The sequence below is a fragment of the Corynebacterium atrinae genome, from assembly GCF_030408455.1.
GTDB classification, from domain to species: Bacteria; Actinomycetota; Actinomycetes; order Mycobacteriales; family Mycobacteriaceae; genus Corynebacterium; species Corynebacterium atrinae.
This window is the reverse complement of the sequence record NZ_CP046977.1, coordinates 2,425,624-2,439,748: the sequence shown is the minus strand read 5'-3', so window position 1 is coordinate 2,439,748 and position 14,125 is coordinate 2,425,624. Positions and strand designations below refer to the sequence as shown.

Annotated in this window: 13 protein-coding genes; 10 read left to right on the top strand and 3 right to left on the bottom strand. The window is 61.0% G+C overall.

Annotated features, from left to right (window positions below; translation table 11 throughout):
• The first annotated feature begins 157 nt into the window (after window positions 1–157).
• The 3 genes from CATRI_RS11950 to clpB all read left to right on the top strand — a co-directional run bounded on the left by CATRI_RS11950 (window position 158) and on the right by clpB (window position 5,361).
• Window positions 158–1,186, top strand: a complete 1,029-nt coding sequence (locus CATRI_RS11950) for a zinc-dependent alcohol dehydrogenase (protein ID WP_290217877.1) — start codon at window positions 158–160, stop codon at window positions 1,184–1,186.
• A gap of 116 nt (window positions 1,187–1,302) precedes the next feature.
• Window positions 1,303–2,649, top strand: coding sequence for a sodium/glutamate symporter (locus CATRI_RS11945; protein WP_290217874.1), 1,347 nt, complete (start codon window positions 1,303–1,305; stop codon window positions 2,647–2,649).
• A gap of 153 nt (window positions 2,650–2,802) precedes the next feature.
• A complete protein-coding gene (clpB, locus tag CATRI_RS11940; RefSeq protein ID WP_290217873.1) occupies window positions 2,803–5,361 on the top strand; it encodes an ATP-dependent chaperone ClpB in 2,559 nt (852 codons plus the stop codon).
• A 71-nt stretch (window positions 5,362–5,432) separates the two neighbouring features.
• Here the strand turns inward: clpB and CATRI_RS11935 are convergent, their stop codons facing one another.
• The gene (locus CATRI_RS11935) at window positions 5,433–6,773 is read right to left on the bottom strand and encodes an MFS transporter (protein ID WP_290217871.1); all 1,341 of its coding nucleotides are present in this window, start codon (window positions 6,771–6,773) and stop codon (window positions 5,433–5,435) included.
• 102 nt (window positions 6,774–6,875) lie between these two features.
• Between CATRI_RS11935 and CATRI_RS11930 the strand changes: the two genes are divergently transcribed.
• The 6 genes from CATRI_RS11930 to CATRI_RS13595 all read left to right on the top strand — a co-directional run bounded on the left by CATRI_RS11930 (window position 6,876) and on the right by CATRI_RS13595 (window position 11,910).
• Window positions 6,876–7,706 carry a sulfurtransferase gene (locus tag CATRI_RS11930; protein WP_290217870.1) on the top strand — a complete coding sequence of 277 codons (831 nt, stop codon included), beginning with the start codon at window positions 6,876–6,878 and terminating at the stop codon, window positions 7,704–7,706.
• Between the two features lie 66 nt (window positions 7,707–7,772).
• Window positions 7,773–8,759 carry a TtfA family protein gene (locus CATRI_RS11925; RefSeq protein WP_290217868.1) on the top strand — a complete coding sequence of 329 codons (987 nt, stop codon included), beginning with the start codon at window positions 7,773–7,775 and terminating at the stop codon, window positions 8,757–8,759.
• Window positions 8,760–8,769: 10 nt separating this feature from the next.
• Window positions 8,770–9,324 carry an orotate phosphoribosyltransferase gene (gene pyrE, locus CATRI_RS11920; RefSeq protein ID WP_290217866.1) on the top strand — a complete coding sequence of 185 codons (555 nt, stop codon included), beginning with the start codon at window positions 8,770–8,772 and terminating at the stop codon, window positions 9,322–9,324.
• Entirely contained in the window at window positions 9,305–9,958 is a 654-nt protein-coding gene (locus tag CATRI_RS11915; protein ID WP_290217864.1) for a TrmH family RNA methyltransferase, read from the top strand. Before pyrE ends, CATRI_RS11915 begins: the two co-directional genes overlap by 20 nt.
• Before the next feature lie 64 nt (window positions 9,959–10,022).
• Window positions 10,023–11,216: a glycoside hydrolase family 76 protein gene (locus tag CATRI_RS11910; protein ID WP_290217862.1), complete on the top strand. Its 1,194-nt coding sequence runs from the start codon at window positions 10,023–10,025 to the stop codon at window positions 11,214–11,216.
• A gap of 115 nt (window positions 11,217–11,331) precedes the next feature.
• Complete coding sequence (locus CATRI_RS13595) at window positions 11,332–11,910, top strand: VanZ family protein (protein WP_353959725.1); 579 nt, start codon at window positions 11,332–11,334, stop codon at window positions 11,908–11,910.
• Here CATRI_RS13595 and CATRI_RS11905 read toward each other — a convergent pair.
• The gene (locus CATRI_RS11905) at window positions 11,875–12,828 is read right to left on the bottom strand and encodes an LCP family protein (protein ID WP_290217860.1); all 954 of its coding nucleotides are present in this window, start codon (window positions 12,826–12,828) and stop codon (window positions 11,875–11,877) included. The genes CATRI_RS13595 and CATRI_RS11905 overlap by 36 nt on opposite strands.
• A 73-nt stretch (window positions 12,829–12,901) precedes the next feature.
• On the opposite strand from CATRI_RS11905, the gene CATRI_RS13590 reads away from it, so the two are divergent.
• The gene (locus CATRI_RS13590; protein ID WP_353959724.1) at window positions 12,902–13,522 is read left to right on the top strand and encodes an acetyltransferase; all 621 of its coding nucleotides are present in this window, start codon (window positions 12,902–12,904) and stop codon (window positions 13,520–13,522) included.
• On the opposite strand, the gene CATRI_RS11895 is transcribed toward CATRI_RS13590, so the two are convergent.
• Window positions 13,512–14,123, bottom strand: coding sequence for a sugar transferase (locus CATRI_RS11895; RefSeq protein ID WP_290217856.1), 612 nt, complete (start codon window positions 14,121–14,123; stop codon window positions 13,512–13,514). The two genes, CATRI_RS13590 and CATRI_RS11895, sit on opposite strands and share 11 nt — an antisense overlap.
• Between the last annotated feature and the right edge of the window lie 2 nt (window positions 14,124–14,125).

Here is a 14,125-nt window from a genome sequence, read left to right as displayed (position 1 = left end):
TAATACTCGTTATTGATGATGTGTCAACAACCTTGGATGTGGCAGGCCCCGAGTGATGAAAAGCATGACCGATAAGAAAAGTGTCCCCCATCACACCAGAGTTCTTGTACGGTTGGGTTTATCGCCAAGGACTGCCAACGACAGAGGAGAATCCCACATGACTGAACAGACCTTCCGCGCCGCCGTCGTCGATGACTTCGGCCCTGAACTCGCTTTCCATGACCTGGACATGCCCAAGCCGGGACGTCACCAGGCGCTGGTAAAACTCCACGCTTCCGGCATCTGCCACACCGACCTCCACGCTGCCGAAGGCGACTGGCCGGTGAAGCCGCAACCGCCTTTTGTACCCGGCCATGAGGGTGTGGGCGAAGTCGTAGAACTGGGCGAGGGTGTGCACCCCGTCAAGGTTGGTGACATGGTTGGCAATGTCTGGCTCTGGTCAGCTTGTGGTCACTGTGAGCACTGTCGTACCGGCTGGGAAACCCTTTGCAACGAGGCCGAGTACGGCGGCTACACCGTCAACGGCTCCTTTGGTACCTACATGCTTGTGGATACCCGCTACTGCGCGATCATTCCCGAAGGCGCCGATCCGGTCGAGGTCGCCCCGATCCTCTGTGCTGGCGTTACCGTCTACAAGGGCCTGAAGATGACGGAGACCAAGCCCGGACAGTTCGTCGTCATTTCCGGCGTCGGCGGCCTGGGTCACATTGCGGTGCAATACGCCGTGGCCATGGGAATGCGCGTCATCGCGGTCGATATCGCCGATGACAAGCTAGAGCTGGCTAAACACCACGGTGCAGAGTTCACCGTCAACGCCAAGCATGCCGACCCGGCCGACGCAGTCCAGGAGTACACCGACGGCGGTGCGCAGGGCGTCCTCGTTACCGCCGTCCACCCGCAAGCCTTCGGTCAGGCCATCGGAATGGCGCGCAAGGGTGGCACCATCGTCTTCAACGGTCTGCCCCCGGGAGATTTCCCCGCGCCGATCTTTGAGATCGTGTTCAAGGCGCTCACCATCCGCGGTTCCCTCGTGGGTACTCGCCAGGATCTGGCGGAGGCGCTGGACTTCTACGCCCGTGGCTACATCAAGCCGACCGTCCATGAGTGCAAGCTCGAAGACGTCAACAGTGTTTTCGAGGACCTGCGCCACGGCAAGGTCGACGGACGCATGTCCATTCGCTACTAGTTGTTCCCGCTTCTCACGTCCAACCCCGCCGAGATCCTGCGCACCGCGCCAGGGCCGGCGGGGTTTTGCCCGCTAAACTTAAGCCGAGATTCTTATACGTTGCCGGAAGGAAGACCGTGGAATATACCCCTTACAGCCTGCTCGTTGACGTGGGTTGGATCTCCCTGCTGATGATCGTGGGCAACGTGCTACGCCGAAAGATCGGTCTCTTCCAGCGCCTGCTCATGCCAGCTTCCATCACTGCCGGACTGTTGGGTCTGGTCCTGGGGCCGCAGGTACTCGGATGGATCGGCTTTTCCTCGCAGATCGGCACCTATACCTCTATTCTCATCGCTTTCGTCTTCGCTTCGATGGCCTACTCCATGGATCTGACCGGCTCCGTGCGCAGTGGCGCAAAGAATATGTGGTCCTTCTCCACGGGCATGTTCATGGGCCAATGGGGCCTGTTCATTCTCTTGGGTGTCTACCTCTTCCAGCCATTCTTCAATACCGACGAGTGGTTCGGCATGATGCTGCCCGTCGGTTTCGTGGGCGGCTTCGGCACCGCTGCGGCGGTCGGCTCTTCCCTGGAAGAGGCCGGGGCGATGGTGGCCAGCTCGCTCGGCTTCATGTCGGCGACGGTGGGTACGCTATCCGCGATCGTCGGCGGGCTCATCTTCGCTAACTGGGGCATCCGGACCGGGCGGGCCTCGACCATGCCGAAGAAGCTGCCCTGGGACCTGCGTTCCGGTTATATCGACGACATCAAGGCGCGCCCCTCCATCGGCAAGGCGACAACGAACCCTTCAGCCATTGAGCCCTTGGCCCTGCACCTGGGTTTCATCTTGCTGACCGTCCTCATTGCATACCTGGTCAACGGTGGAATCACCAGCCTCTTCCCGAACGTCTCCATTCCGCTGTTCGCGATGTCCTTCGTTATCGGGCTGATCGGGCGGACCTTCCTCGGGGCTGTGGGGAGAAAGGACTACCTGGACAAAGAAACCGTCAGTTCCATGTCGGGAGCGGCCACTGACTACCTCATCGCTTTTGGCGTCGCCTCGATCGTGCCCGCCGCGATTGCCGATTACTGGGTTCCCCTCCTCATCCTCTTCCTGCTCGGCATCGCCTACTGTGCGTTCCTCTTCTTTGTCCTCTCGCCGGAATTTTTTGGCGAGAACTGGCTCGAACGCGGCATCTTTTCCTGGGGTTGGTCTACCGCGGCCGTCGCCACGGGTATCGCCTTGCTTAAGATCGTCGATCCGAAGCTGAAGTCCGGCACCCTCAATGAATACGGCGTGGCCTACGTTGGGTTCGCGCCCTTCGAAATCGGGATGACCATCCTTGCCCCAATCGCGGTTCTGGCGGGACTGACCGCCGGGTTTGGCTGGGCGTCGCTGCTGGTAGCGCTCGTGGTGCTGCTCGTTCCCATCGCTCGGAAGCAGACGCCGGGGAGGCAGCGGAAGGCGGCGGCAAAGGAAAACTGATCTCACCTTTGGCGCAGGACGTAGCGGGATGTGGGCCGCGAACCTAAAATTGAGCCTGCTGGACTCAAAAAAGTTGTCCTTGAGTGGAACAGACTCAACTCTTGAAGCGTTACTCATAGTAGAAACTGACTAAAGAGAAAGGAAACGCAGCATATGAGCTCGTTTAACCCCACAACTAAGACGCAAGAGGCCCTGCAAACCGCTCTGCAAGAAGCCTCTGCGAACGGCAACCCGGACATCCGTCCGGCTCACCTGCTGTCCGCTATTTTGGATCAACCGGATGGAATAGCCGCCCCGGTCCTCAAAGCCACCGGCGTGGATCCGGAGACGATTGCCCGCGAGGCACATGCCCTCGTCGGCTCCTACCCCAAAGCCCAGGGAAGTAACCTGGCCAACCCGAACTTCAACCGAGATGCCCTCAACGTCCTGACCGCTGCCCAGGAGTTGGCCGGCGAACTCGGCGATGAGTACGTCTCCACCGAGGTGTTGCTGGCAGCCATTGCCCGCGGTGATTCCGACGCCGCGAAACTGCTGACCAATCGCGGCGCCACCTACGACGCCATCAAGGAAGCCATCGCCACCGTGCGTGGTGGATCCAAGGTGACCAGCCAGGATCCGGAAGGGCAGTTCCAAGCGCTGGAGAAGTATTCCACCGATCTCACCGCCCGGGCTCGCGAGGGAAAGATCGATCCCGTGATCGGCCGTGACTCCGAGATCCGTCGCGTGGTGCAGGTTCTTAGCCGTCGTACCAAGAACAACCCGGTCCTCATCGGTGAGCCCGGCGTGGGCAAGACCGCCATCGTGGAAGGCCTCGCTCGACGCATCGTCACCGGAGATGTCCCGGAGTCGCTCAAGGGCAAGACGCTCATCTCGCTTGACCTGGGATCGCTGGTCGCCGGTGCCAAGTACCGCGGTGAGTTCGAGGAGCGCCTTAAGGCTGTCCTCGACGAGATTAAGAACTCCAATGGGCAGATCGTCACGTTCATCGATGAGCTCCACACCATCGTCGGCGCCGGTGCCAGCGGCGAGTCCGCCATGGATGCCGGAAACATGATTAAGCCGATGCTGGCTCGCGGCGAGCTCCGCCTCGTCGGTGCCACGACTCTCGATGAGTACCGCAAGTACATCGAGAAGGATGCCGCCCTGGAGCGCCGTTTCCAGCAGGTCTTCGTTGGTGAGCCTTCGGTGGAGGACACCATTGGCATCCTGCGCGGACTCAAGGAGCGTTATGAGGTCCACCACGGCGTCCGCATTCAGGATTCCGCACTGGTGGCCGCCGCCTCTCTCTCGGACCGTTACATCACCAACCGCTTCCTACCCGACAAGGCCATCGACCTCGTCGACGAGGCTGCTTCTCGCCTGCGCATGGAAATTGACTCCTCGCCGCAGGAGATCGACGAGCTCGAGCGCGTCGTCCGTCGCCTCGAGATTGAGGAGGTGGCTCTGGGCAAGGAGTCCGATGATGCCTCCAAGGATCGCCTGGAGAAGCTCCGTCAAGAGCTTGCCGACGAACGCGAGACTCTCGGCGAGCTCAAAGCTCGCTGGATGAACGAAAAGGGTTCCATCGACAAGGTTCGCGGGGCCAAGGAGGAACTGGAGAAGTTGCGCCAGGAATCCGAGATCGCCGAGCGCGACGGCGACTACGGCACCGTCGCGGAACTGCGCTACGGCCGCATCCCCGAGTTGGAGAAGGAAGTAGCGGAGGCCGAGGCCAACGTCGCCGAGGGCTCCAACAACGCCATGCTGTCCGAGGAGGTCACCCCCGACACCATCGCCGAGGTCGTCTCCGCCTGGACGGGAATCCCCGCCGGCAAGATGCTCCAAGGTGAGACTGAAAAGCTCCTCGCCATGGAGATGGTGCTGGGCAACCGCGTCGTCGGCCAGCAAGAGGCAGTGGAGGCCGTGTCCGATGCAGTCCGCCGTGCCCGCGCCGGTGTCGCCGACCCGAACCGACCAACCGGTTCCTTCCTCTTCCTCGGCCCCACTGGTGTGGGTAAGACGGAGCTGGCCAAGGCCCTCGCGGAGTTCCTTTTCGACGACGAGCGCGCTATGGTTCGCATCGACATGTCCGAGTACGGCGAGAAGCACGCCGTCGCCCGCCTCGTGGGAGCTCCCCCCGGATACGTCGGCTACGACGCCGGTGGACAGCTCACCGAGGCCGTCCGACGCCGCCCCTACACCGTCGTGCTTTTCGACGAAGTGGAGAAAGCACACCCGGACGTCTTCGACATCCTGCTGCAGGTGCTCGACGAAGGCCGCCTCACCGATGGCCAAGGCCGCACGGTGGACTTCCGCAACACGATCCTCATCCTCACCTCCAACCTGGGCGCAGGTGGAACCCGTGAGCAGATGATGGAAGCCGTGAAGCGTGCCTTCAAGCCGGAGTTCATCAACCGTCTTGATGATGTCGTAATCTTCGAGTCTCTGTCTCAGGAGCAGCTGACCCACATCGTGGATATTCAGATCCGTCAGCTGGCCGCTCGTCTGGCCAGCCGCCGCCTGACCCTCGATGTGTCCGACGCCGCCAAGCACTGGCTCGGCGACCGCGGCTACGACCCGGCCTACGGTGCTCGTCCGCTGCGCCGCCTCATCCAGCAGGCCATTGGCGACAAGCTGGCCAAGGAACTACTGGCCGGAGACATCCGCGACGGCGACACCGTCCACGTGGATGTTGCCGATGGTGGCGAACACCTGGACATCTCCAGCCGCTAGCAAACCGGTAGCTCCCCGCTCCTGCCCATCACCGGGCGGAGGTGGGGAGCTTTGGTGATTTCACGGCATTTTCAATCTGTGGCCAAATCCTGGCTGGTGGAGGCGTAGTAGTCACTAAGTTTGCGGTAGGGACGGGAGGCGAAGGCTAGGAGCACAACGACGAGCATGATGGCACCCGAGATGACAAACATCAGGGCCATGCCGCGGGTGCTGCCCTCGCCGAGGAGCCACCCAAAAACTTCTGAGCCGGGGCCGGCCATCCACGGGATGATGTAGGCCTGCGCGATGATGGCGACGACGATCGTCGATAAGGGGTTGGCTGCCATCTCAACGGCCATGGCGAGGCCGAACACTCGTCCTTGTTGGCGGAAGGGGACGACTCGTTGGAGGATCGTTTGTTCGGCGGCTTCGGCAGCAGGAATGGTGAGCATGAAGAGGAAGATGCCGCCTGCGTAGAGCCACCACCATTCGCGGAGGCCGAAGACCATTCCCAGGAGGGCGACGCCGACGTTGACTAGGAGCAGGGTGCGAACGGGGTTCTTGCCCAGGCCTACTCGGGAGACGATGGCGCCGCCGAAGATGAAGCCGAGGCTGGTGAGGCCGAGGACCAGGCCCCAAATTTGGGGGCTAAACATCTCGAGGCCGTAGGGGTCCATGAGGGCGGTGTAGACCCCGCCGACGAGGTTGTTGAAGCTAGAGAACAGGATCAGGGCGAGGAGGCCAGGAACGGCGAGGATGATTCTCCAGGATCCGCGGAGGTCGATCCCGGCGCTGACGGTAGTCTCGCTCGGACCGTCGGAAGTCGCTGCGGTTGAGGTGATGATGGCGTGTTCGGGGATCTTCACCGGGATGAGGTGAATGAGCGCAACCACGGTAAGGGCGAGCGCGATCCACATGGTGGTTTCCATGCCGAGGAATCCGATGGAGACGCCGGAGAGAATGGAGGTGGCGAAAAAGGCGGCTCCTTGCACGGCGCCGACGAGGCCGTTGGCTTTGTCGCGCTCGTCTTCCGGAACCATGAGGGTGACGGTGGTGGACAGGGCAATATTGCGCATGTGCTCGACGACGGCGCCGAACAAGACGAAGGCAGCAAAAAGGAGAAGTGCAGGGTCGCGGGCGTCGACCTGGCCCGGGGTGACGCCAGCAACCCACACCGCGGCAGCCGCAGCGAAGCAGACCAACGTGGCGACGGCGGCGAACATCATGACGCTCTTCTTGCGATTGTGGTCGACGATGGATCCGAAAAAGATGGAGCCGACCGCGATCAATCCCATGTACAGGCCGTTGAGCACGCCCGTGAGGCCGACATTCCCGGTTTCCAAGTACACCCAGAACGTCAAGGCGAACCAGAGGTAGCTGGTGGTGACGTTGGCGATAAGGGTGTTCACCAGGACGTGATGGAAGTTACTCACCTGAGGGAGGATACGGGAAGTACCGCACAAACTTCACCCAGAGACTTCCTGCCCGCGTTGAGTACTCGGCGTTTGAGCTAGCTCACACATACACTGATCTTCATGAGCATCATCGTCTCCACGACCGAACTGAACGACAACATCTATCACGGCCGCAAGCAGACAGTGCTCGCCGTCCTCTGGGGGCCGGACGAGGGGGAGGGCTACCGGCTGTACCGAAAGGGCCATTTGCCGACCGCACTGTTCTGTGACCCGACGGCCGCGCTCGCTGGCTTGCCGGGATCGGGTAGCGGGCGCAACCCTCTGCCGGATCCGCATCAGCTCCAGGCCTGGTTTACCAAATGGGGTTTGCAGGAGCACTCCCAAGTGGTGGTGTACGACGACGGTCGCGGCCCCTTGGCCGGACGAGCGTGGTGGACTCTGCGTTGGGCGGGAATGAAGAACGTACAAATCCTCGACGGTGGCCTGGCGGCGTGGGATGAGAAAACCTTCGATCTCGTGGGTGGCCCGGGTAACTTCGCCGCCAACGCTACTGCTGTGGTCAAACCCAATTCGATGCCGGTATCCACTCTTGAAGATGTGGTCAACCGGGAGGGCATTCTGGTGGACAATCGTGATCCGCTTCGCTTTGCTGGTCAGCGGGAGGTCCTGGATCTCAAGGCTGGGCACATCCCCGGTGCGGTGAATGTTCCGGTGCGTGACCTGCTCAACGAGGATCGCACGTTCCGTACTCCGGAGGAGATTCGTGAGCGTTTCGCGCTAGCCGGGGTAACCAGCGGGGAGGGAGTGATTGTGTACTCGGGTTCGGGGAACCACTCGGCGCTGGCGCTCGCAGCGATGGAATATGCGGGAATCGGCGGGGCTTCGCACTACGTCGGTGGTTGGTCGCAGTGGTCGGCGAACCCTCGTAACCCAGTTGAGCGCGGGGAATAGCGGGGAGCACATCTTCCCAGCATGTCGCACGTATTCAGGGTTGGGTGACAGCTAAGGTCAATGTCAATGGCCACCTACGCTTTCCTCTTCGCTGCAGTCGCGCTTCTCGCGGCTGCTGCGCTGTGGTATCTCGATTCGCTGCAGCGCCGCCGCCTTGAGCCGCCCGAAGAGTTCGCCGCGCCCGCGGAACCGGAGCAACTGCGCACTAATCTCAGTCTGCCGGGGGCTCTGCGCCGCGAGCGTAAGGCTTGGGCGGAGGAAAAGGGATTCGATTTCGCGCGGAGCGATGAGTATCTCAACGATGAGTGGTCGCGTGGGGTGGCATCGGCGGGAGCGGTGGCGAAGGACATCGTCAGTGGGCACGCCTACGGGCACGAACTGCTACTGATGGATCTCGGCGGGGTCAACGTCATGGCGATGCGTCGCGGATCGGCGTCGGACGTGGTGGTGGATATTCGCCGAGGCGAGGTGGATAGCGATTCAGAGGACCTCTTCGAAGCGATTCAAGTGGGGGATTTTCGGATCTTCGCTACGGATACCGGAGTAGCTCAGCGTCTCATCGATCAGCGGATCACCACGGCACTGGAGGTTATGCCGGGCACGGTGACGGCGGTGTGGATGGAAGCAGATTGGGTCCTAGCGCAGACCGACCGGGGCACTCATGCTGCGGACTGGGATGACATGCTCGCCCCGCTCGCCTTGCTTGCCGACGCCGCGCATGCCCTCCCGCCACGCGCCACCGCCACCCAGGTGCTCAACCTGGATGGGTTGGATCCCACGCGGCAGATGCCTGTCGCGGACGCGCCAGGGTTTACCCTCGTGGAGCAGTCGCGGCTGGTAGCTGAAGTGGAACCGGTCGTGCAACGACCGGAGGAACCGCTGACCTTGCCGACTCGGATGCAGCCGGTTGCGCGGGGCGTCGTCAAGCACAGTGATGTGGGGACGGACACGGTGAACCCGATTGGCGACGGGTCCGCGCCCACGCAGCGGGGGACGAGCATGCCGCGCGATCTGAGCCGGGGTTCGTCGATCTTTGATGATGGGGCCAACTAGTCTTAGACGCATGAGTCGACTCGAAGTTAATCCCATCGCCCTGGCAGAGCTCGCGGAACTGGTCAAGGAACTCGCCATCGTGCACGGAAAAGTCACGTTGTCCTCGGGCAAAGAGGCTGACTACTACGTGGATTTACGGCGGGCGACGCTGCATTATCGAGCTTCGGCGCTCATCGGACGGTTGTTGCGTGAGCTCACGGAGGATTGGGATTACGTGGCAGTCGGTGGGCTGACGCTGGGCGCTGACCCGGTGGCGACTGCGGTAATGCATTCCCCTGGCCGCGACATTAACGCGTTCGTTGTCCGCAAGGAGGCGAAGAAGCACGGCATGCAGCGGCGCGTCGAGGGGCCCGATGTGGTGAGGAAGAAGGTGCTGGTGGTGGAGGATACGACCACGACGGGCAATTCACCGCTCACCGCTGTCGCGGCGCTGCGGGAGATCGGCGCAGAGGTTGTCGGCGTCGCTACTGTCGTGGATCGGGCGACGGGCGCCGGTGACGTGATCAAGGCCGAGGGCCTGGAATACCGCTACCTTCTAGGCCTGGATGACCTTGGACTCGCCTAAAGGCCCCACCGAGTGGGGCGAGGGCCGTCACGGCGTCGGCCCCTGGGAGGGTGAGCTGCCGGACAGTCCGCTTTACGACGCCGCCCTCCTGGCGGAAGGCGACACCCGCAATGTCGTTGATGCGTACCGGTACTGGACGCGTGAGGCGATCGTGGCGGACATCGACGCCCGCCGGCACCCGCTGCACGTGGCGATCGAGAACTTCGAAAACGACGCCAACATCGGCACGGTCGTCCGCACCGCCAACGCCTTCGCGGTAGATACCGTCCATATCGTGGGTAGGCGACGGTGGAACCGCCGCGGCGCAATGGTCACCGACCGCTATCAACATCTCATGCACCACCCCGATGTGAGCTCGCTGTTGGAGTGGGCGGCTGGCGAGGGCATCACCGTCGTCGCGATCGATAACACCCCAGGTTCGGTGCCGCTGGAGACTGCGGAATTGCCCCGAAAATGTCTGCTCCTTTTTGGCCAGGAAGGGCCGGGAATCACTCCGGAGGCTGCCGAGGGCGCGCTGATGACCTGCTCCATTGCCCAATTCGGTTCGACGCGCTCCATCAACGCCGGGGTGGCCGCCGGCATCGCGATGCACAGCTGGATTCGGCAACACGCCGACCTTGGTGCGGCATGGTGACGCCGTGCGCCACAAGTGAATAGCATGGGGTAACGAGTCACCCTCAGGCCACGACAGGAGAGATGTGCAGGAACAATGGGCGCACCGCGCCGACCTAGCGGAATCCGCGATCAGTGAGAGGCACGCCTCCCGACTTTGGGGACTGCCCCGCACGAATCTCGCGGTGGTGAGCTGGCCTCCCACGACCAAGGAGCGCCTGTTCATCCGCTGGCACTACTGGTGGCAGGCCCACTACCTGGACTGCCTGGTCGATGCCGCACTCCGGCGACCCACCCGCGCCCGCCGCACCGAGATTCGCGACACCATCACCGGTGTGCGAGTGCGCAACCTGTCTAAGCTGACCAAAAACAACTTCTACGACGACAAAGCCTGGTTGGCGCTGGCCATGGAACGGGCCGGAAAAATCAAAGACGTCTCGCCCACTCGCGCCCTGCCCCCGCTGGAACACAACATCATCGCCGGAATAGATTCACTCACTGGTGTCCTCCCCTGGCGGACCGGAGAAACCTTCTACAACGTCCCCTCCAACGGCCCGGCCGCGATCATGATGGCACGCACCGGTCGGCTCGACCAAGCGCGCGAGATCACCGACTGGATGTTTGACAACCTCATTAACGAAGACGGACTCATGATGGACGGCCTACGCATGCGAATGCACGGCCCCGAAATCGTTTCCAACATTCACCCATATTGCCAGGGCGTGGCACTGGGAGCGTGCTTGGAAATTGCTCTTAAGCTGCGCGAGCGCGCCGGGTTTGAGCTCCACGAGGAAATCGGCGGCGTGCAGGATGCCGAACGAGCCGATGAAGCGATGATCTACCTCACCCGCATCCGGGGCCTCGTGCAAGCTGTAGCCGTCCATATGGCCACCCCGGCGGGTGTCATCGACTGGCCGACAGGCGATGGTGACGGGGGACTGTTCAAGGGCATCCTCATCCGCTACCTGGCCGATATCGCCGTCCGTCTGCCTTCCGACAGCCCCGCCAACCGGGCCGTGAAAAAGATCGCCACGCGCCTCGTGCTGGCTTCCGCCGAATCAGTATGGAACCGCCGCCTCGAAGTCGACGGGTTACCTGTCTTCGCCACCGACTGGACCGCCGACGCTCGCTTGCCTCACAATTACGGCCTTTCACCCGCCTCGATCCCCGAAGCCATGGGTGTCATTCGAATCGACGAGCGCGACCTCTCCGTCCAGCTCTCCGGTTGGATGCTGCTGGAGGCTGCCGCCCGCATCACTGGGGAGACTGAACCGCAGTAGGTTGAGGGGTTTAGCAGAGGCATAGTTTAGGATGACTAATGGAAGTCTTCTCTATTGCTCAGCTAGCACTTAGATTTCTGGTGATTGCTGTGAGGGTGCGGAAGGACATTGATTCGTGGTTTGGGTCCTCTGGGGGGCTCCCGGGCTGGTAGCGGTAGCTCTGGGGTACATAATTTTTTCGACGATCAACCTCTTTCGCCGCGCCGACAATCAGTCGGACGCCCCTTGGTGGTGTTTCCCCTTTTGGGCCTACATTTGTGCGGTCCCAGCCTACACACTTGCACCGTCTCCTGTACCTGCAGGAATGGACTGTAGCCAGCCCCCTGCGATTCAGTACTTTCCAGGTGAATCGCTCATCCACGCCTGGACTTTGGCACAGGTAGGGACTGGGATATCCCGGCTGGTCAATGTGTACACCGTGCAGTACCTACTTAACGCGGTTCTTTTTGCCCCTTTAGGGGCTTTTTTGGCACTTATGACTACGTGGAGTTTGAAACGAATTGGAGCGTCGGCCGCGCTAGTATCACTCAGCATCGAAGTCATCCAAGCAACAGAGTGGTTTGGGCTCGTTGAGTGCATGTTCCGCACTGCGCAACTAGACGATGTCATCCTCAATACAGCTGGTGCAGTGGGCGGAGCGGCAACGGTCCTTTGGTGGCTATCCCTGCGTGGGAAGCGGCGACCCATTTTGTAAGGCTGCGAAATAGGCGTCAGCGGAGGGGGCCAAGCGGAGGCTGGCGCCATCCTCGGCTGGCATTATCGGAATGGTCTGAGTGGAACCAAGGTCGGAGGAAGCTATCGTGCGTGCCATTCGCGTGACCTCTCGAGCCTCGGTGAGACTCAAGCTAGTCTCAGTCATCGAGTTCACTGTCCCCGCCAGGCGCATAAAGAGTGGCAGTTCCCAGAATGGATCTATTGTGCGGGCTTTGTTAGTGACGGCCTCCAGCACTACGTGCTGCCGATCTATTCGACTGAGGTCCGAGCTGTCGTCAACATATTTGCGTGCTCGTGCGTACTCCATTGCTTGAGTGCCATTTACATGATGACAGCCAGTCTCGGTAATGCTTGGGACAACCCTTTCTTCGATTTCCGTAGGTGACAGGCACAGGTCGATGCCGTCTAATTGGTCAACGAGGGTTACAACTGATTCCATGTTCATTACGACGTAGTCGTCGACGGGAATCTCTGTCATCTCCTCGATTTTGCCAGCCAAGCATCGCGCACCAGCGTCGATACCGTTCTCTGATGACGCTAAGGCGAATATTCCGTTGATCTTTTGCTCGCCGGACTCGTCGGTGCAGGGAGGCATAGATACCAATAAGTCGCGAGGGAAAGAAAGTAGATCCGCCCGGCCATCAATTATTCGGGCAAGCAGGATGGAATCGGTGCGCTGTCCCTCGATGGTGTTGCCGTCGCCATCTACGCCCAAAATGAGCAGCGTTTGTTGCTTGTCGACGTCGATGCTTCCTGCGTTCGCGGGCCCCTCGCTAGTACGCTGCGGAGCGGTACCGACGAAGACCCAAGATCCAAGACCGGCGAGGAACAAGATTGAAACCAAAAGCAGTCCGCCACAGCCAAGAGCGGCGCGACGTATGGCAGGGCGAGACGACATGTGGGGAACCTTCCCGAGAAACGTAGCTACAGTGTGAGGGTATCACTAGGGAATCAACGGGAAGTAGGCCACAATGACGATGGTTTCAGTCGTAGGTGCAGGTGGTCACGGGCGTGAGGTCTGGGGAGTTCTTCGCGCGATCGAAAGGGCAGGTGCGTCGGAGATTCAACCCCACGGTTTCTATGATGACCAAGCGCCAGACGCTCGCTTGCTTGACAGAATTAGTGGGACTTGGCTCGGAGAAGTGCGGGAGGTCGATAGTCCTTTCCTTATCGGCATCGGGGACTCGAGGGTCCGACGGACTGTAGCCCAAAAGGTCTCGGTGGAACCCGCGATTGCAGTCCACCCGGGTGCCTTCCTCGACGATGACGTACGCATCCAGCCTGGTGTAGTAATCTTCGCAGGCGCAACCGTAACCACTAATATCGACCTGGGCCTCCACACCCACATTGGGCGTGGTGCTGCGGTCGGGCACGATACCGTTGTGGAGGACTTCGTGACGGTGATGCCCTTAGCTTCAGTATCTGGCAATGTGCGTTTGGGGGCCGGGTGCACGATAGGCGCCGGAGCAGTCATACGGCAAGGAATCTCCGTTGGTGCTGAGGCGTTCGTGGGAGCAGGAGCGATCGTGGTCAAGGACGTGCCACCGGGAGTCACCGTGGTGGGGAATCCGGCGAGGCTACTCAACCGTTAGATCCGCGGAACTCCGGCATTGTCACGTGCCCTTCGGCGGAAATCCCGTCCCGGCGAAGCACTGTGGTTATAGTGCGCAGCAAGATTTGGAGATCACCGCCAAACGACAATCTGTCGACATAGTTAACGTCGAGATCGAACCTATCTTCCCAGTTCACCGCGTTGCGTCCAGAGACTTGGGCAAGACCGGTAATCCCGGGACGGACATGATGTCGTCGAGCCTGCTTCGCGGTATACAAAGGTACGTAGTGGCTGTAGAGCGGGCGGGGACCCACCAAAGACATGTCCCCCCGCACCACATTGAACAAACTAGGGAGCTCATCCAAGCTGGTGGACCGCATGAAAGCCCCGAGCTTGGTCAAGCGCTGCTCATCCGTGATCAATCCTCTTGCCGGATCGGGGTTCTTCATGCTGCGGAACTTCAACAGAGTAAAGGGATGATGATTGAGGCCGGGGCGCTCCTGAGCAAAAAGCACTGGTGATCCGAGGCTGAAACGAATAGTGGTGGCCAGTGCAATTTGGATTGGAAGGCTGATGACGAGTAGCGGGGTGGCGACCGCGAGGTCAAAAGCGCGTTTGCCACGGCGACGATAGAAACTCATGC

Excerpts from the sequence above, each read along its gene's own strand:
- CATRI_RS11950 (WP_290217877.1), top strand. The coding sequence starts at position 158 with ATGACTGAACAGACCTTCCGCGCCGCCGTCGTCGATGACTTCGGCCCT.
- clpB (WP_290217873.1), top strand. The coding sequence starts at position 2,803 with ATGAGCTCGTTTAACCCCACAACTAAGACGCAAGAGGCCCTGCAAACC.
- CATRI_RS11930 (WP_290217870.1), top strand. The coding sequence starts at position 6,876 with ATGAGCATCATCGTCTCCACGACCGAACTGAACGACAACATCTATCAC.
- CATRI_RS11925 (WP_290217868.1), top strand. The coding sequence starts at position 7,773 with ATGGCCACCTACGCTTTCCTCTTCGCTGCAGTCGCGCTTCTCGCGGCT.
- pyrE (WP_290217866.1), top strand. The coding sequence starts at position 8,770 with ATGAGTCGACTCGAAGTTAATCCCATCGCCCTGGCAGAGCTCGCGGAA.
- CATRI_RS11915 (WP_290217864.1), top strand. The coding sequence starts at position 9,305 with ATGACCTTGGACTCGCCTAAAGGCCCCACCGAGTGGGGCGAGGGCCGT.
- CATRI_RS11905 (WP_290217860.1), bottom strand. The coding sequence starts at position 12,828 with ATGTCGTCTCGCCCTGCCATACGTCGCGCCGCTCTTGGCTGTGGCGGA.
- CATRI_RS13590 (WP_353959724.1), top strand. The coding sequence starts at position 12,902 with ATGACGATGGTTTCAGTCGTAGGTGCAGGTGGTCACGGGCGTGAGGTC.
- CATRI_RS11895 (WP_290217856.1), bottom strand. The coding sequence starts at position 14,123 with ATGAGTTTCTATCGTCGCCGTGGCAAACGCGCTTTTGACCTCGCGGTC.